Origin of the sequence: Winogradskyella schleiferi (genome assembly GCF_013394655.1) — a bacterium.
Classification (GTDB): Bacteria; Bacteroidota; Bacteroidia; order Flavobacteriales; family Flavobacteriaceae; genus Winogradskyella; species Winogradskyella schleiferi.
In genome coordinates this window covers 1,101,833-1,125,704 of the sequence record NZ_CP053351.1, presented here as the reverse complement: position 1 = coordinate 1,125,704, position 23,872 = coordinate 1,101,833, and the positions used below count along the sequence as shown (strand labels likewise).

Sequence of the window (23,872 nt, the reverse complement as noted above, 5' to 3'; positions counted from 1 at the left end):
AAGCTAGCCGAGCCTCTTATTTTGGCACTAAGAGATTCCTTACGCAGGAATTTATTCCCATTCAATAGTAGCGGGTGGTTTGGAACTGATATCATAAACAACCCTATTCACACCTTTTACTTTATTTATTATTTCATTAGAGGTTTTTTGTAAAAACTCATACGGTAAATTTACCCAATCTGCTGTCATTCCGTCTGTACTTTCCACAGCTCGTAAAGCTACACATTTTTCGTAAGTTCGTTCGTCTCCCATCACTCCGACACTATTTACTGGTAATAACATCGCTCCTGCTTGCCAAACTTTATCGTACAAATTCCATGAACGTAAATTATTGATAAATACAAAATCGACCTCTTGTAAAATTCGTACTTTCTCAGCTGTTATATCGCCAAGAATCCGAATCGCCAATCCAGGTCCTGGGAATGGATGACGACCTAATAATTGTTTGTCCATATTCATGGAAGCACCAACCCGTCTTACTTCATCTTTAAATAATGCTTTTAGTGGTTCTACGACTTTCAGCTTCATAAAATCTGGTAAGCCACCGACATTATGATGACTTTTTATCGTGGCACTTGGACCACCAGTTGCCGACACACTTTCTATCACATCTGGATAAATGGTGCCTTGTGCCAACCATTTCACGTCTTTAATATGATGTGCTTCATCGTCAAAAACCTCAATAAACGCATTACCTATCGCTTTTCTTTTCAACTCAGGATCACTCAATCCTTTTAAAGCATCCAAAAAGCGTGCCGAAGCATCTACACCTTTAACGTTCAATCCCATGCCTTCGTATTGCGTGAGGACATCTTCGAACTCATTTTTTCGTAAAAGTCCGTTATTTACAAAAATGCAATAAAGATTTTTACCAATCGCTTTATGCAATAGCATAGCGGCAACAGAGGAATCCACACCTCCAGATAAACCCAGAACAACTTTATCATTGCCAAGCTTAGCCTTTAATTCATCAACGGTTTCTTCAACAAAAGATTGTGGTGTCCAGTCTTGTTCTACCTCAGCAATCTTAACCAAAAAGTTCTTTAATAATTGTGCACCATCAGTTGTATGGTACACTTCGGGATGAAATTGAATGGCAAAAGTTTGCTCGTTTTCAATTTTATAGGCTGCATTTTCAACATCACTTGTACTTGCTAAAAGCACAGCATTGGTTGGTAGTTTTTTTATAGTATCACTATGGCTCATCCAAACTTGACTGCCTTCATGGATGTTTTCAAAGAAATCTTCATCAGATTTTACAAAACTCAAATTGGCTCTTCCATATTCCCTTGTACTCGACTCTGCAACCTTTCCACCAGAAAAATGTGCCAAATATTGTGCGCCGTAACATACGGCAAGCATTGGTTTTTTTCCTCGAATTTCATCTAAATTGGGATGAAGCACATCTTCTCCTCTTACGGAATTTGGGCTACCCGATAAAATGACCGCTTTAAAACTGTCTGAATCTGTTGGAATTTTATTGAAGGGATGGATTTCGCAATAGATGTTTAACTCTCTAACTCTGCGCGCAATAAGCTGTGTGTATTGCGATCCGAAATCTAAAATCAGGACTTTGTTGTGTTGCATGTGCAAAAATAGCAATTGATTTTGAGATTTACGATTTACGATTTATGATTTTTGAATTTTCTTCTTAACATTTGAAATTTACTGTAAAAACACATTATTTCAAGAATGTCCGCCTTTTGTCCGGTACTTATATGCTGAACCCTTTACCGAAATTCTTATATTTATATCATCAACCAAAGTTTTATCATAATGAATTTTAATTTCAACAATAAGAAACACTTAGGGCTAATATTAATTTTGATTTTTTCAATTGCCTTAAACGCGCAAAACACAAAACTTATTGACAGTTTGAAACTTGAACTTAAAACCAGGACTGTAGACGATTCCTTAAAGGTCAAAATTTTATCTAAGCTTCATGAAAAACTAATGTTTTCAAAACCAGAGGAAGCCAAAACCTACGCTTTAAAAGAACTGGAAATTTCACAAAAAATAGGTTTTAAAAAAGGCATTGCAACTGGGAATATGCATATTGGGGATTATTACGGTAATAGAAATGAAAATGATTCTGCATTGTACTATTTTAATAAAGCGAAACAATATTTTAAAGACATCAATAGCACCAGAGGCCTGATTTTTATAAACCATTCATTAGCAAGCATCAAAGAATCTACTGGTAACTTAGATGAAGCCATAGCCATTACCAAAGAAACCTTAACCTTGATTGAAGAACATGAAGAAGAAGGCGATTTAAAAACAAAATTCATCGGCGCGCAACACAATGCACTTGCCAACAGATACATAGAAAAAGGACAGTATAGAATTGCATTGATTGAGGCATTGAAAGCTTTAAAATGTTTCGAAAAAATAAATCATGAATCCAGAAAAGCCGATGTCATAAAACAAATTGGAGACATTGAATCTGGGTTGGAAAACCATGATAATTCCATTTCATATTACAAGCAAGCCATTGAAATCTATAAAAGATTAGATGAAAAAATGTATTTAGCGTACGCTTATAATTCCTTAGGTATTTCCTATCAAAATTTAAAGGATTACAACAAAGCGAGGACAGCTTTTAACAAGGCAATTTCCAACTCTGAAACGGTTGAAGATAAGTTGTCGTTGTCCAATGTGATGCACAATTTAGCAGAACTGGAAATACTAAACAAAAACTTCGCAAAGGCAGAAGAATTATTATTATCTGCCAAATCCTTGGCTGAAGAGGAAAATTTGCAATTAAGCTTGGCTAGTGCTTATGATGGTTTATCTAAGATTGATTACCACTCTAATAATTTATCAGCAGCCTTAAATAAAAACAATCAAGCCATAACGCTCACAAAAGAAAGTGGTGCATTACCTCATTTACAAAATCTATATAAGTATCGCTCTGAAATATTAGAAACCATGAACGACTATGAAACGGCCAATGATTACTTAAAAGCATCACATAAACTTAAGGACAGTTTATTTTCAAATAAAAAAACGCAACAAATTGAAGAATTAAAAACGATTTATGAAACCGAAAAGAAGGAACAGCAAATACAGATTCAAAAAAATGAAATTGAGCTTTTAAATGTAAGAGGCAAAGTCAACAACCTACATCGTTTACTTTTAGGATTCGGGTTACTGCTTGCACTAATTGCTAGCTACGCATTTTATCAAAAAAATAAGCGCAACAAACTAGATAAGGAAAAAGCCGAAGCCGAACTGGAATATAAAACCAAAGAACTTACCACACACGCCTTACATCTCGCCAAAAAGAATGAAGTCCTTAACGATATTAAACAAAAAGCCAAGGTATTTAAAAAGGAAACCAATGCCGATCCAGGTTACCAGATGCTCATACAAACCATTAATTTTGATTTACAGGATGATAATAACTGGGAAAATTTCAGCCGGTATTTTGAAGAAGTCCATAAAGGGTTTAATTCAAAAGCACAAGAGCAATTTCCTAAAATCACCTCAAATGATTTGCGCTTGATGTCCCTTTTAAAAATGAATCTATCTTCAAAAGAAATCGCCAATATTTTGAATATTTCAAACGATGGGATTAAAAAAGCACGATACAGACTTCGTAAAAAACTTGATTTATCTACTGAAGATTCTTTACAGGAATTTATTTTAACGCTTTAAGATGACTGCTATAAAAATCGAAAGCGTTTTATTATTGCAATTTCCCGAAGGGAAAAGAATTCGTGGTAATTAAATAATTTCTGATGCATTATTGAGTAGTTATTGCTTTCGCTTAAACTCTAAAAATTTCGCCAAAAATCTCACGAATTATCACGAAATTCACTCGTTCTTTTAAGTAGGGCAGTAAATTTTTGACTATCTATTTCACAAACCCATGGACTTTCAGTCCATAGCAGTATAGTAACACCTTTACGAAGTAAAATTCGTGCATTCGTGGCAAAAAAATCTTATGTTTTAATTTTTCCTAACAACTAATCACTTTATTTTATATTGATAAGTGCACAAAAATAGGGCAATTATGCTAATTTAGTCCAATACACTAAATTGATGCACTCCAGATTCCGATGTATTTCCTTCAGCATCCTTTGTTATAATATTCCAGTAATAAATAGTACCAGAAGCAACTGAAACTGTGAATTGATTGGCAGAAATATCACTTGCAGTTATACTTGGGTGAATTTCAGTCCCGAAATAAACATCATAACTCACAATGTCGTTATCAACATCGCTTCCACTCCATTCTAAGGTTACAGAAGTTGTAGAATTTAATGTCTGCGCCATACTTGGCGAAATTATTTCTGCGGGAAAAGGTGCATACGTCTGTACGCCTGGACCAGCGTTATAAAAATTCCAGATAGCACTTTCTTTAATTTCTCCTTGTAATTCATAGTTTACAAACCATCTATAAGCTTCCGCTCGGTCTATGGTTACAGGAAATATAAAATCTAAGGTGTCATACTGTTCGATAGTTCCTGTAGACAAGTTTTCTATGCTCAATGTATAAGTTTCTGCATTATCATTGGGCTGCCATTCAAAATAAACGGTACTTTCCGTTGGTGTTAAGTTCGTGCCTTCATTACATAGCGTGTCATCGGAAGGAAAAACCAATGTTACTCCAGTTGGCGAATCTTGTGGGCCGTTTATGTTATTGAAACCATCATCGGTTGTATTACTGCATCCGAACAAAACAACTACAGCGCATAATATGGTAACTACTTTTTTCATTTTTTTACAATTTTAAAAGTTGATGTCTCGCTTTTGGTCTGTATAGACATAAGATATATACCAGTGGCTAAATGTTCTGTATCAATTGCATTATAAACACCTTGATTTATAAATGTTTTGGTCAAAACTAACTGTCCAAACGTGGAATACATTTTTACTGTGACCTCATCTCCTGCGTTGCCATCGTAAATGTTCAGTTCATTTTTAAAAGGGTTTGGAAACAACAGCGGTTCATCAGCTTTAATAATTTGCTCTTCAAAAACCCCTTGACAGTCTAAATCCGTACTCACTTTCAACTGATTTATACCTTGTTGAAGCTGAAGTGAAAATGTTGAATTATGCGTGGTAAATGAATCATCGTTAAACTGAATATAATAGATAGTACTGCCAGACATATCTAAGGTTATATCACTACCTGAAGCAGGTCGGCTTGCAAAAACACTTAGTGGATTCGGTTCGGTAATTACTATGGTATAACAACTTTGGTAATCTGGCCATTCTTCGATGGTAATACACAGTTCATACGTGTCAGCCAAAAGATTGAAAATGTCAACATCATTGGTGAAGTTGTATTCTTGATAAAAAACCTCGCCTGTGCCGTCAAGAATATCTTCGCCGATTAGTGTCGCGGTATAATTATAAATTTCTTGAGCCGTTATGGTAATTTTACCGTTATTACTATTTAAGCAAGTTTCCCCTGTAATTAAAACCGTGAAGTTGTCATTTTGCAAATCTGGAATGGCGCATCCAAATAAATCCACAGCAGCACCGAAATCTGTATTAGGACAAAGGTCATCTGTGTTTGGAACACCATCATTATCGGCATCTTCGCATATACTTTGATACGAAGCCGAATCATCTTTTATCCAATTGTCGTAAATACCATCTACATTTTCTATGACTGCAATAGGATTATCAACTAAAATACATCCCAAACTTGGATTATTAATGGCATTAAACAATCCTAAATTCTCATTATTACCATTTTGAATATTGAGTTGATCTGCAAATAACAAATTTGATTGACAGAATAATAAAGTTAGATTCGGGTTTTGAGTGACATTTAAACTTGACAATTGATTTCCAGCACAGTTTAGCTCTTCTAAATTTACCAATCCGCTTACGTTTAAATTTATAATTGAGTTATTGGACACATTTATATCATCGAGACTTAAATTGGTATCGAAATTTATCTGAGACAAGCTATTGTTGGACACATCCAATTTGGTTAAGTTGGTCAGCAATGAAATTTCTAAAATATCAAGCAAATTATCTGAAACATCTAAATTTACCAATGATAGATTATTGCCTAAATCTACATTTGAAATCGTATTGTCTTCAACATTCAAAGTTGTTAAAGCCACAAACGCTTCTAAACCTGTGACATCTGAAATTTCACGACCACTCACATTTAAAAAGGTAATCTCTTCAATATTTTCCGTAAATACATAATCGTTTAAAGGCCCTGAATCATATCCTATGTCAATTAAAGCTTGCTCAAAATTATCATCTGGGACATAAGTTTCCCCAAAGAAACAGTTAACGGCAAATTGGGCTGTGGCATCTATGTTCCAAGTGGCACCAGTTGGTACTGTGCCATTATCAGTTTCAATACATAATAAATTAGGATTGTTAATGGCATTCAAATTCGTTAAAACTGCGTTTTGACCGTTTTTAATATTGAGTGTTTCCAATAGATTCGATTCGCAACTTATACTAGTTAAATTCTGATTTTGTTGAAAATCGAGTGTTACTATTGAATTGTTGTTACAATTAAAAACCTGTAAGGACAAAAGGTCACTTGGTAAAAACGACGTCAATGTATTATTTGAAATATTTAAGTCTGAAAGATTCGTGTTTGCCGTTAAATCTAAAGTGCTGATTGTATTAAAAGAACAATTAAGCGTTAGCAAAGCGATGTTATTTGTGAGGTCTAAATCGGTTAATAAATTATCTGAACAATCAACTTCCAATAGATTGGAATTTGAGCTTAAATCCAATTCAACTATAGCATTGTTAGAGCAATACAAGGTTTGTAAAGCGGCAAAATCTTCAATGCCTGTGAGGTCTATAATAGCATTACCATTGACTTCCAAACTTGCAAGATCAACTATGTTGGCAGTTAAGACATAATCGTTTAAAGGCCCAGAATCGTAGCCTAAATCGATGAGTGCTTGCTCGAAATTATCGTCTGGCACATAAGTTTCTCCAAAATTGCAATCTTCGCTATACGTTGTGGCTTCATCCTTAATCCAACTCGCATTGACATTATCTGCATCATCAACCTGAATACATTCCAAATTTGGATTTCCAGAGGCGTTAAAGCTTGCTATTTCTGTATTGATTCCATTTTGGATATTAACAAAACTCAATAGATTGTTAGACACGTTTATGGAAATTATTTCTGGACAAAACTCTGTTTGATTGGGTTGAAAAACGCAGGCCGAAATCGCCATAACAGTTAAATCCATATCGTTTTCAATTTGGTTGTTGCTGGCATCTAGTCGTTTTAAAAACTCCAAATTATTCGGTAAAATGACGCTCGATATCATATTTGAACTAAAATCAACTGCAATCAAATTTCCATTGTTGAGTAAATCCAGTTCAGTCAGTTGATTGTTTGAACAGGATAATGATTCGAGTGATGGATTTGAAACTAAATCCAATGCCGTTAGTTCATTGAAATCACAGTTCAAAAATTCTAAAAGCGTATTCGCAGATAGGTCGAGTGTTTGCAAACTGTTTTGAGATGCCAAAACCTCAACTAAATTGCCATTGTTTAAAAACGTTATTTCTGATATTTGATTATTTGTAATTGATAAAAAGACAAGTTCGGCATTATCGTCAACATTGAGCTGTGTCAATTCATTTGACGATACGTTTAGCGCTTCCAATGCTTGATAATTATTTACAGATAAATTTATGATGTCATTATTAGCACAGCTTAAATTGATTAGCGTCGTATTTATTGTTTCTAATGTTGTTAAATCGCTAATTTGATTACTATCGCAATTCACATCTTCCAATGCTGTATTGCTGCTTAAATCTAAAATGGTCATATTATTATTAGATGCATATAAAACTCTTAACAATGCATTGTTATTGACATTTAGGTCTGAAATATTATTATCCGCACAATCCAATATTTCGAGATTGGTGTTTTGGGATATATCCAAATTATTCAAATTGTTACCAGCGCAGTACAATGCTTTCAAACTTATAGTACCTGTTGTATTGAATAAACCAGCTTCATCGTTAATATCATTTGTGAGTAGATAATTTGAACTACAATTCAAACGTTCTAAAAACAACATATCGCTCACATCCAATGTATTCAGGAAATTACCACTACAATCGAATTCCACCAATGATTTAAAATCTTGAATTCCTGTTAAGTCTGAAATACTTTTGTCACTAACATCCAAATTCTGGATATGTTCAATGTTAGCAGTCTTTACTTCGCCATCCAAAACATCATCAAAGCCAAAGTCAATTAAACTTTGTTCAAAAAACCCATCTGGAATTGCCGTTACACGATTCGTATCACAATCGCCATTATAGGCTGCAAAATCATCTTTTTGCCAACTCCCAGGAATACTCCCAACAATAGCGTCATCCACATTTATACAATATAAATTGGGATTATTTGTAGCATTAAACGTCGTCAGTGCACCATTGTTTCCATTTTCAATATTAATGGTTAATAAGCTATTGTCGTTGCATAACAACGAGGTTAACGCGGCATTTAAGGTAAGGTCTAAATCCGTGATTTCATTATTTGAGCAATCTAAAATTTCTAAGTCTGTATTATTACTTAAATCTATATTTGTTAATATATTATATGAAATATTTAAGTCAATTAAATCTTCAAAATCTTGTATTCCGGTTAAGTCAGCTATGGCGAGATTTGAAATATCTAATGCTAACACAGAATTAATATCTGTAGTCGCCACAAAGTTGTTTAAAATGCCGTCAGAATCAATTCCTATATCAATTAATTCTTGTTCAAAATTATCATCTGGAATATAAGTACCACAAGCGACATTGTAGGATGCTCCCATATCTTTTTGCCAACCTGCAGTATCCGGAAAAGCTTCATCATCAACTTGAATACAGAACAGATTGTTATTATTTGTGGCATTGAACGTGGTAATTGAGGTATTGTTCCCGTTGTTAATATTTAAGGCAAACAAGTTATTATCGTTACACAATACACTTACCAATGCGTTATTACTGACAAGATTCAAACTTTCCATTTGGTTGAATGAACAATCAAAATTATTCAGCAACGAAATAGTACTGACGTCCAAATTGGTTAAGTTGTTATTGGAACAATTGAGTGTAGTCAGTGCTAAATTTGTGCTTAAATCTAGATGCTCAATCATATTACTTGCACAATAAATTGTCGTAACCGCTGTATTTGTGCTTAAATCCAAAACTATTAAATTGTTATTAGTAACATCTATTTGGATTAGTTCGGTGTTGCTGGAAACGTCTAAATTCTCAATGGAATTTGTACTACAATCCAAAATCTCCAAAGCTGAAAAATCTTCAATTCCCACTAAACTGGAAATAGATTCATTTGAAACATCCAAACTTTTGAGCACATCTATATTTTCTGTTAAAACCAAATTATCTAAAATATCATCATGCCCATCGTTAATCAAAGCTTGCTCAAAATTATCGTCAGGAACATAAGTGTAAATATCTTCACAGGTATTCTCGCTGAAATAGGTCCAATCATCCTTAATCCATCCCGAAGGTGTATAACCATTATCAATTTGAATACAGAATAAACCTGGATTGTCAGAGGCATTAAAAATTGAAAACAATTCGTTATAGCCATTATTAACAACCAAAGAGGACAACTGATTTCTGGATACATCAATTGTTGCCATATCTTGACAAACCGTTATCGGATCCGTTTGTGGATCTGGACAAACAACCGAATTGATAGTACTTAAATCTAAACTCGTCAGCTGATTATTTGATACATCAAGGTTTTTTAAAATGGGATTTGAAGCCAAGTTTAAAGTTAAAATTTGATTGGATGCACAAAACAAACGTTCCAAATCCGGATTGTTGCTTACCACGAGTTCTCCTGCAATTCTATTATTTGAAACGCCTAATAAGGAAAGTTCTGGATTACTAGAAAGGTCTATTGCTGAAAGCTGATTACCTGAAGCTGTTAAACTTTTTAAGGCCGTGTTATTGAGAATGTCTAAACTCTGTATTTGGTTATCCGAGCAATTAAGGGTTTCTAAACTTGAATTATTGTTGAGCATTAATTCGGTAAGGAAATTAGAGCCACATAATAAGGTTATTAGATTGGTATTATTTGAAACATTCAGCGTTGACAATGCATTATCACTACAGATTAATGTTTCAAGAGCCGTAAAATCTTCAGTTCCTGTTAGGTCTGAAATATCCAAATTACTAACATCGAGAATTGTAACGTTTTCTATTCGATTTGTTGGCACTGAACCATTGTTGGCAAAACCATCTCCCATGCTGGAAGCATCACCAATAGCTACAACAGTTCCATCTGCCGCATGAGTTTCTAAATAGTTTTCAAAATTAGCATCTGGAATTGCTGTATCTTGAGCATCAACAAAAGAAACCGTTAAAATACACGCTATAAAAACAATAAAATTATGTCGCTTCATGATGTTTAAGTTCTAATTAATCCCTTACAATTTTATAATCCTTGAAGTTATGTTCATATTTCTTGTGTGTATGATAACCCTTACTGATTTTTGAACTCAAAAATTGTATCACTTCTTCCTTATATGCAGCATCTTTATCCATTCGACTCCAGAAAGGATGATCTTCCATAGCGAGCAATGGCATGTCTTCAAATACTGCTGTTAAACCTTTATTGTCAGCTGATGATTTACCCAATCGCGTAAGAAAGCTTTGGTCTTCAAGTGCCTGTACATAGATGTCCCTTGCCATTGTAATAAAAGCTTCAATTTGTGCTCTAGACACTTCAAAATAGAGGATCTCATCTGCACCATAAGCATCATCATTTATAATATTTCCATAAGCGTCATCGCTGTGATTATCGTCCTCATGTTTTACTAAAGTATGGTCTTGTTGCCCATTTGAATTGGCACTATCAAAACCTGTCGCCTCAGCATAACCAGGCACTAACTTGGCCAAAACTGAATTGGACTTTTCCATTTGAGCTTGTAATTGCACAGCTTGTTCTTTAAGCGCGTTCATCTCTTTTTCCTGCTGGGAAACCACATCACTTAAATCATTGGTATTTATGCCAACGGCTACATTTACTTTACTTATTCCTGCTTCTTTACCGATAATGTTCCACGCCACACCTGCAACCCTTTTATAATCTTTTGTTTCCATATCCTTTGGGTTGACAGCTTTTGCTAAGCCGTCTGCCATTAAATGTGGTATGATATAATCTCCTGGTTCTACCTTGCCCATAACTCGTACGGGCACTTGTCCCATAAACGCTATTTTTACGGAATTAGCTTCCTCATTTGGTTGTGGCATTTTCCCCAAAACAATCGGTCTTGTCGAAACCACCATGACCTTTTCAGCTCCCCAAATATCTTTTGAGACTAAGCCATTTTTAATGCCGACCAATTCGCCAGGTATAAAATTGTCCGCATTATTTTCCTTAGATAAATATTCCGCATAATCACCAGCACCAGACATATAAGAAACGCCAATATTATCTTCTTCAACCTGTAAAAATTGCGCTAGTGCGTTTATTGCCAATCCCACTTCCAGCCCAAGTGTTACACCTTTCGCAACCTTAAGAACTGTTTTTACTCCTTTATTGGCTATCATCGAAGGAATTGGCAAGGTTACACAACCGCCTATTCCAATACATGCTGTAGAACTACTTAAGGCTCCTGCAACCTCTGCTGTAGAAAAAACAGCCTCTATAACACTTACTGTGGTACTTGTAACCGCTCGTGCAATTGTTAAGTCTCGGTTTTGTTTTTCTAAATCATATAGATAATTAATTTCCAAATCCTCTTCTCTTTGCCCTTCTATTCGTCCCCACATTTGATTATCATCATAAAAAGAAATATAGTTATTTGAAGGCGCTCTATTTCCATTGACCTTAATTGCCAATCCATTTTTCCCACCATCTATTAGAAGCGGATGGTTACCCATTTCTATGCCAGCATTTGGCAAATTAGAGGTAATTTTCACCTGAGCACCTTGTCCATCAATAATTGTAGTTCCGAATAAATTGGTGCTTTGGTTAACTATAAGTGTTTCCGCTGATAAATCGCCAAAACTCGCTTCCCCATTGACCTGTAAATCATTCAATGTGGTTTGACCTATAACATCTAAAGTGCCATCTAATGCGCTATTTCCGTTAACTAGTAAATCACCTGTGAGATGCGATGGACTGCTATTGTTTACATTGAAGGCATCGCTGAGATTTGTTTCTCCTTCAACGGTTAAAGTTCCAGAGAGGTTTGTCGCATTACCATTGTTTACATCCAAGGTACTATTCAAATTGGTCGGACCTTCAACTTGAAGCTCTCCATTTAAATATGATCTATCATCAACCGTCAATGTTCCCGTAGCGGTTATATTTCTGTGATAAGCATAAGGTAAAAATGTGAGTCTTTCCCTGCTCATTTCGGTAAAATTACTTCCTGCATCAAAATCGATTTCTACTTTTAAATCCTTTGGTGTGCCATCCCAATTCATTTCTTTAAAATAATCGTGATTTCCGTCACCAATTAATAAATTAATGCGCCCAAATTCATCAGTAATTGTAGTCTGTACTTCTTGAAATTCCAATTGATTTCCACTATCATATATGGTAAATCGAATGGCTATGTTGTGATTAGGTAGATAATTTCCAGGTGAATCTACTCCAGGCAACTCTAAATCTTCTGGGCTAATAATTACCGCTTGATAACTAATACCATCGGTTTGTGCAAAAGCTTGCAACATAGAACAAACGAAGAATGCTAAGGTTAGGACTTTTTTCATGTTTGGTGGTTTTATTGTTATTATTTCTATTTTAAATCTTAATTAATTTTGTGTTGAAGTGATGCTCACCAGATACTACTTTCAAAAAGTAAGTTCCATTTGCAACATCATTAATTTGAAGCTCCAACTCTTGGCTTGGTAAAAAGATCTGAGAGTGGATGATTCTACCATTAACATCGAGAATGCTAATAGCAATGTCCTTTGAAATTTTGGTACTAAACTCTATTATTATGTCGTTGACGAAAGGGTTCGGATACACTTTTGCCTCTAGCTGATAATTAAGCTCTTCAAAGGTTTTTACATTAACAGAAGGTTGTTGATAGCCTTGTCTTAAATAATACCCATTTTTGGTGTGGGTTCCGATAACGCTAGATTGCCCTATACTTTGGCTAATTTTATAAGTGCCTTTCGCCGTAACAACCTCTTGTGATGAACCACTGCTTCCTAAATTCGAGCTAATTATTCGATAACCTGAATTATCCTGCGCCTGAAGCACTTGCCCAAAGGAAAAAAGTAATAGAATATATGCTAGTTTTTTCATGTGTATCCTTTTTTAAATTTTAGTATTGACTCCTTATCTATTTAGAAATTTATAATTATATTTTTATTAATAACAGTATTTTGATTATTGTCCACCGTTTGTCCACTAAAACCCGATTTTTCTAATAACTACAATAACATCTTGGCAGATTAATAATAAAACCCAAGCCAAATTGGTGTGCGTTTAACTTCAGTGTTTCACTGTTTTCTCCACTACTAATTAAAACCGATTTTCCATAAGTATAACCCACAAAAATTGCTGTACTCCTAGAAACTGGATATTGCATTTCTATGCCTCCTCTAACGAAAAAAATCTGATTGTTGAATTCTTTCTCACCAACAAGGTTATATACATCGTTGTTTATAGTTTGTGTTCCTCGAATTAAGAATTCTGACGCTATAGAAGCATTCGCCAAAAATGTAAGATCCCTTAATTGAAATAGTCTTATGCCTAACCCAGCTTTTAGGCCTAAGTAACTGACGTCCCATTCAAAATAATTGTCTATGCTACTCTCACTACCAATGGCTCCATAACTATTATAAGATGCACCTACTGATAGAAATAAGGTTCTATTCGTGTTTATAGATTGCCTGTAGCCCATGCCATAGTAAGATTTCGATTGGGACAATAGATTGTCAAGTGGTCTACCTTGCGAATTCTCATAATTAAACGAGGACAGTGTTGTACCCAATTCAAAGTAGAGTTGTTGGCCTAAACATGACCAACCCATCAATAAAACAACTACGATAATTGTATAATTCTTAAGCATTTAACCAGTTTTTGTTGAAGCAATTTAGACAAAATAACACCTCGATTTCCATAAAAATTAGTTTGTCCACCTTTTGTCCACCTCTAAAAAAAACAACATTTTAAAATTTTGAGGATATTTATTATAGGTGGACAACACCTAGTACATTTTTTACATCTATTTGATTATCAATATTTTATTACTTAAAAATAATTAACTTTATCTGAGATAAGCTAACAACCAAAAATCATGAGTATTCCCAAAGTGTCAATTAATGTCCGATTTTTTAAATACAATAAATCTGTCTACCAGAAGGTGGACAATTTGTTTTATCTATTAGTTTTAATTTTTATGCTGAATTCATTTTCTGGACAAAGTCAGGATCATAAACGGGTAGATAGTTTATTGCAAGCCGTATCAACACAAACCGATACCACCCAGATTATTACTTATGCGATGTTATGGGCAGAATATCTTTATGTCGATCCTTTGGCATCAAAACCTTATTTGGATAGTACCATTGTGCTAGCAAAACGATTAAATAACAAAAACTTTATTGCCAGAACCACTAACTATTTAGGTGTCTACTATAATATGACTTCTGAATACGAAAAATCCTTACCAACCTTTGACAAAGTTATAACCAGTTATACTGAACTCAATGATATGGTTCAAGTATGTGCTGCCCTAAACAATAAGGCTATCGCATTGCGAAATTTAGGCAGATTCAACGAATGTTTGGAAGTCCACATGAAAAGTTTAAAGCTCAAAGAAGATATCGGTGACACAGCAGAAAGTCTTGCGGCAAGCTATTGGAATATAGGAAACATACAAGGTGATATTGGCAATTATGACATTTCAAATAATTACTATAAAAAGGCAAAAGTTATATATGAAAAACTAAATCTGATTGACGACATATCTAGCATCAATATGAACATGGCCATTAATTTAAAAGGTCAAAAAGAATATGAGTTAGCAAAATCACTTATGTTAGCAGAAGTACCTTATTACAAAGCACAAAACTACAATAACGATCTGGCTGGAGCCTACGATAATATCGGATGGATTTATGCCCAACAAGACAGTTTAGACCTTGCTGAAAATTACTATAAAAAATCTTTAGAAATTAGCGAACAATATGGAGAAACTTCCCTTATTGGATTGAACTGGCGCCATCTTGGAGAACTTTACAATAAAAAAGGAGATTACAGAAAAGCGTTGCGCTATATGAAAGGTGCTTTAGAAAACGCAGAAGAAACCGGCACACGTAAAAAAATGATTGGTGACTTATTAGAAATGTCTAAAGCTTATGCAGGCTTAGGGCGTTACAAAAAGGCTTACGAATATCACACCGACTACCATGAGCTTCATGACGAAATCTTAGGTGAGGAAAATATTGAACGCATGAACGAGTTAGAGGTTCAATACCAATCAGAAAAAAAAGAGAAAGAACTCATCATCAAAGCAAATGAAATCAAACTTTTAAATGAACGAAAACAAAAAGCTGAAAATGAGAAATTGTTTCTTATTATTTCACTTATTGGTTCAATTGCATTAGCTGCTGCCCTAGTTTACGGATTACGTCAAAAAATGAAGCGCAATAAAATAGAACGCGAAAAACTAGATAACGATCTAGAATTTAAAGAAAAAGAACTCACAACACATGCGTTACATTTGGCACATAAAAATGAAGTTTTACTCGATTTAAAATCACAATTAAAAGAACTTAAATCTCAAAATCCGAATTCTAGAAGTTACCAAAAGGTCATCAATACTATTAATCTTGATATTAATAATGATAATAATTGGGAACAGTTTAGAACCTATTTTGAAGATGTGCATAAAGATTTTAATTCTAAGGTAATGCGCAATTATCCAGAAGTAAGTAATAATGATTTGCGATTAATGTCGCTTTTGAAAATGAATCTTTCGAGTAAAGAAATTGCCAATATTCTCAATATTTCAGTGGAAGGTGTAAAGAAGGCTCGCTATCGTCTGCGTAAAAAACTCAATTTAACCACAGAAGACTCATTACAAGAATTGGTTATAGAGCTATAAATCAGCTATTTAATAAAAATAGTCCACTCATTGTCCATAGAGATACTTCAACTTGTCCACTTGTTGTCCGTACTTATTTTTCTATTCTTCAATACTTTAGATGTACGTTTGTCTTGTCATTGAAAAATGGCAAACCAGTTTTGTGGTGCCTTGCGCTGGATTAGGCTGCAGACATCCAGTTGCAAGTCACTTCAAAAACTAAATAACACTCTTTTCTTTAATAAAAACTGTTCTAATATGATAATTTACATCTTAATTACCCTACTTATCCGAGCTTACAAAAATCAAAGCACGAACCACGAATTAGCAACTGAGCTATAATTGGGTATAAATGACAACCTTTTTTTAGAAACCTGAAGGTTTTCTTCTTATAGTCCAATAAACTTTTAAATGTTATCAGCTTAATTAAGATATTTAAGCTAGCAAAAGAAATCTAATTTTCAAACATGGAAATCAATAGGTATTAAGACTGAGTATGAGTGTTAGAAAAAAGCGAATCTTACTGATAGCTATTGAAAGATTTTTTTATACCATACTTTCCAAAATCATTTCAATATCGCGTTCCGTAGTATCTGGATTTATAAAACAAAATCGCGAACAGGTTTCAAACGTATCTCCATTTTTCCACTTCGTTGGTGTTACCAAGGCAAAACCTTTACGATGGTTTTCGTAGGTCCAATGCGTATAATCTTCAGGTGTCCAGCCTATTCTTCGGTATAAAACACAAGATAAGCTTGGGTCTCTAACCAATTCTAAGTTAGGATGAGCTTTAATCATTCTTCCAGCTATTTGTGCCAATTCAAGACCACGTTCCACAGCCTCTTTATAACTATCTGTACCATGTGTAGCTAAAGAGAACCATAAGGGCAAACCTCTTACACGTCTTGTCAATTGAATTTGATAATCCGTTGGATTGAAACCATGTGCGCCTTCGTCCTTGAAAATTTCAAGATAAGATCCTTGTTGGGAATGTGCATTTTTTGCCAATTCCATATTTTTGTATAACACAGCTCCACAATCGTATGGCGAAAACATCCATTTATGTGGATCAATTGTAATACTATCTGCTTTTTCAATACCATTAAATAAGTGACGTACTGAATCGGCAACCAAAGCGCCTCCTCCATAAGCTGCATCCACATGAAACCATAACTTTTCATCCTCACAAACTTTTGCAATACTTTCCAAGTCATCTATAATACCAGCATTAGTTGTGCCTCCAGTGGCTACAACCGCAAATAAGCATTTCCGCTGATGTTCGGTTAAAGTAGCTATGGTTTCTTTTAAAGCGTCACCATCTAAATGTTCTTCGGAATCTACCAAAACGATATCAACATCAGCCACTTTAGCCATGGCTTTTATGGAGGAATGTGCTCCGATAGATGTGATTATTAATCCTTTTTCTCTTTTGTAATCAGGATTTTCCCTCCAATGTTCTCTAGCTGTTACAATGGCAGATAAATTCGCAGCTGTGCCTCCACTTGTAAATACGCCAAACGCACCTTCTGGCAAACCTGTTAAAGACACCATCCATCGCATCGCTTCATTTTCGCAAAAAATCCCTCCAGCACCTTCCATCCAATAGGCACCATGAATACTGGAAGCCGATGTAATTAGGTCAAACATTATAGCAGCTCGCGTTGGAGATGCTGGCACAAAAGCTAAATTCCTTGGGTGATCCACTGGTACATTGGCATTGGCCAAATGTTCTTTCCATAAATTAAAAGCATATTCTCCGCCAACTCCTTTGGCTGTAATAGTTTCTCCAACCGCTCTTTTTAATACTTCTGCTGTTCTTGGTTTTCCTATTGGATGCTCGGTAGCAGAAACTCTACCAATCACATATTTCATGACATCCAAAGTCATTTCTATTAACTCTATATCAATCTTATGCACTACTTATTTTAAATTTAAAATTAGGAATTCTCCTTTTAAGGGTGTTAAGGCATTCTTCAATTCAGGAATCAAATCCGCTCCATATTCCAAATACAATTCTGAAAAATTAATAGTTCGTTCTTGTAAACTCTGATTAGGAAATAATTGCTCTTGTAATTCTGTAGAGCGTTCAATTTGGTCTGCGAGTTTCCTTTTTTGGGCTTTAAGTAATCGCTTTTCAAGATGTTTTAAACCTTTAATCTGTTTTACTTCTTGTGCTTTTACAGCGCCATAAAACGATTTATCTGTTTGTTCTGCCAACTCAAAAAGATGTTTGAATTGGGATTCTAAATGTTCAATTTGCTCCGAAAAATCAATGTCAATATTTGATATTTTTCGGACTTTTTTATTGATAAAAGAATGTCTATCTAAAAACAGATCCTTATCTGATATATTTAATATTTCTTGTTTTTCAGCTTGCTTTTTAGATTTTACTAAAGCTGAATTACGTAATAATAACATTGGAAACGTAACATTCTGTGTTTCAAAATTAGATTTTAATTGTAACCAATAAATGAGTTCTCCGCCTCCACCAATGTAACAGAGGTTTGGTAAAATAACTTCTTGGTAAAGCGGTCTCATAATAACGTTGGGCGAAAATCTTTCAGGAAACTCGTCTAAATGTTGAAGCAACTCATCCTCGCTCCAACTCATGTCACTTTCCAAAACTTGATAGTTGCCATCAATTTCAACAATACGTTCCCGTAAACCGTCTTTAATATAAAACAGATTTATTTCCCTTGGGTTAACCTGAATTTTCAATCCTAAGGCTTCCAGGTTTTTATTAGTTTCTGAAACGGTTTCAAAAGCTACTTTTTCTAGCAATTCATTTTTCATCTGTGGAATGAACAAACGTTTCAATTCTTTATCATCAGCATCTAAAATCACCAATCCGTATTCGCCAAACAATTCGTTCGCTAAGTAGCGAGTGGCATCCGCCAAATCATCATGATTTAGATAAGCTTCTTTAAACCAAGTTTTTAGTTGTTCTGCATTCTTTCCTGCTCCAAATTCAGATGAAATAACATCGAAAACGTCCGCTAAACCTTCCGTATTAAAATGACCAACAGCACCAGTTTGCTCAGAATTCCACTGTATCTTCTTGCCTTTAAAGTTGAAATAATTGATTTCCTCAAAATCGTGGTCTTCAGAAGCCATCCAATAAATTGGCACAAAATTATTTTTAGGATAAATTTCCTTTAATTGTTCGGTCAGGTTTATTGTTGAAATAATTTTGTATAGAAAATAAAGTGGTCCCGTAAATAAATTCAGTTGATGACCAGTAGTAATTGTGAAGGTATTTTCAGAATTTAAAAGTTCTATATGTTCCGCAGTTAAATCTGAAGTTTCAAGATTTTTATATTGTGACTTTAATGTATTTACCAAAATTTTTCGATGTGATTCTGACACATGACCAGACTGGCGCTTTTCCTCGATTTGCGCTTCAAAATTTTCCAAATTAGGAAAATGATGATAAAAGTCCTTTAATTCAGGGTTTTGGTCTAAATAATCACAAATAAAATTTGAGAAATAATTCGTTTCTCTAAATGGAATATAATCGGTTGGCATACTAATCTCAAATTATGGCATAAATATAAGGCTCTTCAATTTTTTAATTACTAATTTTTAGTTAATTCAATTGCACTAACTATCTTTACTCACTGAACTCATTTAAATATTTTCAATTAGCTAAAAGATTACCCTTTTGCACCCAGTAATTGTCTTTTTTTCGTTCCGTAGCGATGCTATGCATCTTAAAAAAGCCTTCAATTGGTCACAAAATGACTAATTCCTGTCTGACGGCGAGGCAGGTTCGCTTTAACAAAAAACGTTTAAACGAGTTCGTTTTCAATCAAAATAATTTATTAAATGCAAAAAGTAGTTTTAGTGCTCTTGTTGGTTTTTGGTAGCTTCACCTTAACATCAGCTCAAAATATCAAATCTCCAAGTGACTTTTTAGGTTATGAAATAGGAACACAATTTAGTCGTCATCATCAAGTTATCGATTATTTTAAATCAGTGGCCAATACTGTTCCAAATCAGGTAAAACTCGAAACCTATGGAAAAACCAATGAGCGCAGAGGTTTGTATTTAGCTTATGTTTCAAGTGAAGCTAATATTGAAAATCTTGAAACGATTCGTGAAAACAATCTGAAAAACACAGGTTTGTTGGATGGAGAGCCAAGCTCAACTGACATCGCAATTGTTTGGTTAAGTTACAATGTGCATGGCAATGAGGCATCGAGCACAGAGGCATCCATGCTAACACTATACAAGTTGCTAACCGAACACCAAGATTTACTAAAAAATACAGTTGTAATTATTGATCCAAGTGTGAATCCAGATGGTCGCGATCGTTATGTCAATTGGTATAATGAAACAAAGAGTGCAGCTTACGATATTGACCGACAAGCCAGTGAGCACAATGAACCTTGGCCGAGCGGACGACCAAATCATTACCTTTTCGATTTGAATAGGGATTGGGTTTGGGCAACGCAAGTGGAAACACAACAACGTCTGAAAGTTTACAATAAATGGATGCCACATGTGCATGTCGATTTTCATGAGCAAGGCATCAACGAACCTTATTATTTTGCACCTGCAGCAGAACCGTTTCATGAAATTATTACGGATTGGCAACGCGATTTTCAAACACAAATTGGAAAAAATCACGCTCAATATTTTGATGCAGAAGGTTGGTTGTTTTTTACAAGGGAACGTTTCGATTTGTTATATCCCAGTTATGGCGACACCTATCCAACATTTATGGGAGCCATGGGAATGACCTACGAACAAGGTGGTCACGGTATGGCTGGATTAGGAATTCTGAATGATGAGGGACACGTTTTAACTTTAGTGGAACGTTTGACGCATCACACCACCACAGGAATTTCAACCGTTGAAATGGCTTCAAGAAATGCAAAAAAACTTAATTCTGAATTTGGGAAGTTCTTTAATAATTCCAACTTAAAATATAAAAGCTACGTGGTTAATGGCAATGAAGATAAATTGAATAGCCTAAAAGTACTTTTAAACAAGCACGATATTAGGTTCGAAAATCCAAAAAGCACTAAAGTTTCAGGTTTTAATTATGCGACAGGTCAACCAGGTAGCCTTTCTGTGGATGAAAGTGCTATGGTTATTCACAGCGATCAACCAAAAGGCAAAATGGTGAAAGTTTTGTTTGAACCCAACACCATGCTTTCAGACTCATTAACCTACGATATTACAGCATGGTCTTTACCTTATGCTTTCGGTTTGGACGCTATTGCGAGCACCACAAAAGTGAGCAGCAGTAAATTGGCCGAACGCAAATCACTTCAAATATTGAAAGATGCTTACGGTTATGTGAGCAAATGGAATTCCATAGAAGATGCTAAGTTTTTAGCTGAATTATTAAAGCAAGATTTCAAAGTTAGATTTACCGAAAAACCATTTACTTCAAAAGACAAAAAATTTGAACGCGGTTCTATAATCATAACAAAAGGCGACAATAAACACATTGAAAAAATGGTGTCGAAGTTAAATACCATTGCTCAAGACCATGCACAACCATTGACAGAAATTTATACAGGGTTTTCGCAAACCACTCCGGATATTGGTTCTCCAGACATTAAATTGGTAAACAAACAAAAGGTAGCTATTCTCTCTGGAGACGGCACATCCCCTTTAAGTTATGGCGAGATTTGGCATTTCTTTGAGCAGCAATTACATTATCCACTGACATCAATAAACACCGATGATTTTAGCAAAACCAAACTAAACAAATACAACGTATTGATTCTACCAAACGGCGATTATGAAAAAGTACTAACCGACGAAAACCTAACAAAATTGAAAACGTGGGTAAATGCTGGCGGAAAAGTGATTGCAGTTGATGGTGCCTTGAGAAGTTTTGCTGGTAAAGATGGCTTTAATTTAAACTTCAAACCATTTGACGTTGTTGACAATGTTGAAAAAAACAAAAATCTAACAGCATATGCAAATCGTGAGCGTGAATCCAGCAACGATCTTATTACAGGGGCGATTTTCAATGCCAAAGTAGATTACACACATCCTATGGCATTTGGTTATGACGATAACTATTTCACACTCAAATTAGGAAGTTCGGCATACAGTTTATTGGATAGTGGCTATAATGTAACGTACTTAAACGACACTAAGGTATATTCAGGTTTTGCAGGTAAAAATGCTTTACAAAAACTTGACGAGACGTTGATTTTTGGTGAAGAACGCATGGGCAACGGTAGTTTTATTTATATGGTAGATAATCCACTTTTTAGAAGCTTTTGGGAAAATGGGAAGTTATTTCTGGTAAATGCGGTTTTCTTGGTCAATAATAATACTTATGAGTTGTGAAAATAAAAAGACTTAAGACCGCTTCGCTTCTAGACCTAAGAATCAAGACTTAATAGTAACTAACTGATTATAATTCTGTTTTTTATTGAAGTATATAAATTTCCAACGCTCATTCTTACAGATATCCATCCAAAATTACAAATGCGCAACTAAGACATTACAAAAGTTTGCTACATCAATTAGAGCTTAAAGCATTTGGTTCTGAGGATTAGTACGGTTATTTAATGCTTAAAAAAGAACTATAAAAAATTCATCTTTTTATATTTAAAGACCTAATTCCCAAAGAGGATTATGGGCAAGTGTCTTCAAGAAGAGTTAACTATTATACCAAGCAGTATGAGACAAAAAAGCAGGCATTTATAACAATTGAAAATTGAAGCTAAAACCTTTTAGACACAATATAATTTTCAGTGGATTCAGACACTAATTAATTGACTTTTAGGCAAACCATATCATAAGTAAGGTTTAGTTTTATTATATTTAAAGTACTAACAAATAATCAAAACATTATGAAACTAGGAGCCTTCTCTATAAGCCTTGCCGTTAAAGACATTAATGCCTCAAAAGCATTCTACGAAACCTTAGGGTTTTCAGTTTTTGCTGGAGAGTTAGACAAAAATTATCTCATCATGAAAAATGAAACGTCACTCGTAGGACTTTTTCAAGGGATGTTTGAAAATAACATTCTAACCTTCAATCCAGGTTGGGATCAAGATGCCAATACGCTCGAAAAATTTGATGATGTCCGTAAGATTCAAAAGCATTTAAAATCAAAAGGGATTACATTAGAACACGAAGCTGACGAAACCACTACAGGTCCTGCAAGTTTTGTGGTACTGGATCCAGATGGCAATGCTATTTTAATTGACCAACATATATAAAAGTAAATCGCCTTTTATTTTAGCAACTTATGATACATCCAAACACGGAATTAAAATTTATAAGCGAAGACATTGGCTATGGTGTTGTAGCAACGGAATTTATGCCTGTCGGCACTATAACTTGGATTTTAGATAAATTGGATAGGGAATTTACACCTGAAACATTTAATGCCATGGATCCGATTTACAAATCTATTTTAGATATGTATTCTTACAGAAACAACAAAGGAAACTTTATTTTATGTTGGGACAACGGACGCTTTGTAAACCATAGTTTTAAATCCAATTGCCTAACCACTGCTTATGATTTTGAAATTGCAATTAGAGATATTCAGCCAGGAGAACAATTGACCGATGACTATGGTTATTTAAATATTACCGAACCGTTCGAACCTGTTGACGAAGGAACAGATAGAAAGGTGGTCTATCCAGATGATTTAGTGAACTTCCATAAGACTTGGGACACACAACTTAAAAAGGTTTTCAATAAAATTGTTGATTACAATCAACCGTTAAAAGATTTAATAAAACACGAATTATGGCAAAAAATAGAACGTATAGCGAATGGAAAAGAAGCCATGGATTCCATCTTTCATAATTATTACAACGAAAAATCTTTGTAAATTTAATTTAGCT

General features: G+C 34.6%; 13 protein-coding genes. 5 read left to right on the top strand and 8 right to left on the bottom strand.

Translation table 11 applies throughout. From position 1 onward, the window contains the following. Positions 1-51: 51 nt before the first annotated feature. The gene (gene guaA, locus HM990_RS04855) at positions 52-1,587 is read right to left on the bottom strand and encodes a glutamine-hydrolyzing GMP synthase (protein WP_178987863.1); all 1,536 of its coding nucleotides are present in this window, start codon (positions 1,585-1,587) and stop codon (positions 52-54) included. 288 nt (positions 1,588-1,875) lie between these two features. Between guaA and HM990_RS04850 the strand changes: the two genes are divergently transcribed. Beyond that, on the top strand, positions 1,876-3,660 hold the full coding sequence (locus HM990_RS04850; protein WP_229719368.1) for a tetratricopeptide repeat protein: 1,785 nt from the start codon (positions 1,876-1,878) through the stop codon (positions 3,658-3,660). Positions 3,661-4,026: 366 nt separating this feature from the next. On the opposite strand, the gene HM990_RS04845 is transcribed toward HM990_RS04850, so the two are convergent. The 5 genes from HM990_RS04845 to HM990_RS04825 all read right to left on the bottom strand — a co-directional run bounded on the left by HM990_RS04845 (position 4,027) and on the right by HM990_RS04825 (position 14,021). Continuing rightward, positions 4,027-4,725 carry a hypothetical protein gene (locus HM990_RS04845; protein ID WP_178987861.1) on the bottom strand — a complete coding sequence of 233 codons (699 nt, stop codon included), beginning with the start codon at positions 4,723-4,725 and terminating at the stop codon, positions 4,027-4,029. Next, positions 4,722-10,391, bottom strand: a complete 5,670-nt coding sequence (locus tag HM990_RS04840) for a T9SS type A sorting domain-containing protein (RefSeq protein ID WP_178987860.1) — start codon at positions 10,389-10,391, stop codon at positions 4,722-4,724. Before HM990_RS04840 ends, HM990_RS04845 begins: the two co-directional genes overlap by 4 nt. A gap of 16 nt (positions 10,392-10,407) precedes the next feature. After that, positions 10,408-12,711: a hypothetical protein gene (locus tag HM990_RS04835; RefSeq protein ID WP_178987859.1), complete on the bottom strand. Its 2,304-nt coding sequence runs from the start codon at positions 12,709-12,711 to the stop codon at positions 10,408-10,410. Between the two features lie 31 nt (positions 12,712-12,742). Next, a complete protein-coding gene (locus HM990_RS04830) occupies positions 12,743-13,252 on the bottom strand; it encodes a T9SS type A sorting domain-containing protein (RefSeq protein WP_178987858.1) in 510 nt (169 codons plus the stop codon). A 121-nt stretch (positions 13,253-13,373) separates the two neighbouring features. Then, entirely contained in the window at positions 13,374-14,021 is a 648-nt protein-coding gene (locus HM990_RS04825) for an outer membrane beta-barrel protein (protein ID WP_178987857.1), read from the bottom strand. A 330-nt stretch (positions 14,022-14,351) separates the two neighbouring features. Between HM990_RS04825 and HM990_RS04820 the strand changes: the two genes are divergently transcribed. After that, positions 14,352-16,061: a tetratricopeptide repeat protein gene (locus HM990_RS04820; RefSeq protein WP_178987856.1), complete on the top strand. Its 1,710-nt coding sequence runs from the start codon at positions 14,352-14,354 to the stop codon at positions 16,059-16,061. 525 nt (positions 16,062-16,586) lie between these two features. On the opposite strand, the gene HM990_RS04815 is transcribed toward HM990_RS04820, so the two are convergent. Both HM990_RS04815 and bshC read right to left on the bottom strand, forming a co-directional pair. Beyond that, positions 16,587-17,957, bottom strand: a complete 1,371-nt coding sequence (locus HM990_RS04815; RefSeq protein ID WP_178987855.1) for a pyridoxal phosphate-dependent decarboxylase family protein — start codon at positions 17,955-17,957, stop codon at positions 16,587-16,589. Between the two features lie 3 nt (positions 17,958-17,960). Beyond that, on the bottom strand, positions 17,961-19,565 hold the full coding sequence (bshC, locus tag HM990_RS04810) for a bacillithiol biosynthesis cysteine-adding enzyme BshC (RefSeq protein WP_178987854.1): 1,605 nt from the start codon (positions 19,563-19,565) through the stop codon (positions 17,961-17,963). Between the two features lie 300 nt (positions 19,566-19,865). Between bshC and HM990_RS04805 the strand changes: the two genes are divergently transcribed. The 3 genes from HM990_RS04805 to HM990_RS04795 all read left to right on the top strand — a co-directional run bounded on the left by HM990_RS04805 (position 19,866) and on the right by HM990_RS04795 (position 23,859). Next, positions 19,866-22,355, top strand: coding sequence for a M14 metallopeptidase family protein (locus HM990_RS04805; protein WP_178987853.1), 2,490 nt, complete (start codon positions 19,866-19,868; stop codon positions 22,353-22,355). A gap of 509 nt (positions 22,356-22,864) precedes the next feature. After that, a complete protein-coding gene (locus tag HM990_RS04800) occupies positions 22,865-23,236 on the top strand; it encodes a VOC family protein (RefSeq protein ID WP_178987852.1) in 372 nt (123 codons plus the stop codon). Positions 23,237-23,265: 29 nt separating this feature from the next. After that, the gene (locus HM990_RS04795) at positions 23,266-23,859 is read left to right on the top strand and encodes an SET domain-containing protein (RefSeq protein WP_178987851.1); all 594 of its coding nucleotides are present in this window, start codon (positions 23,266-23,268) and stop codon (positions 23,857-23,859) included. The last annotated feature ends 13 nt before the right edge of the window (positions 23,860-23,872 follow it).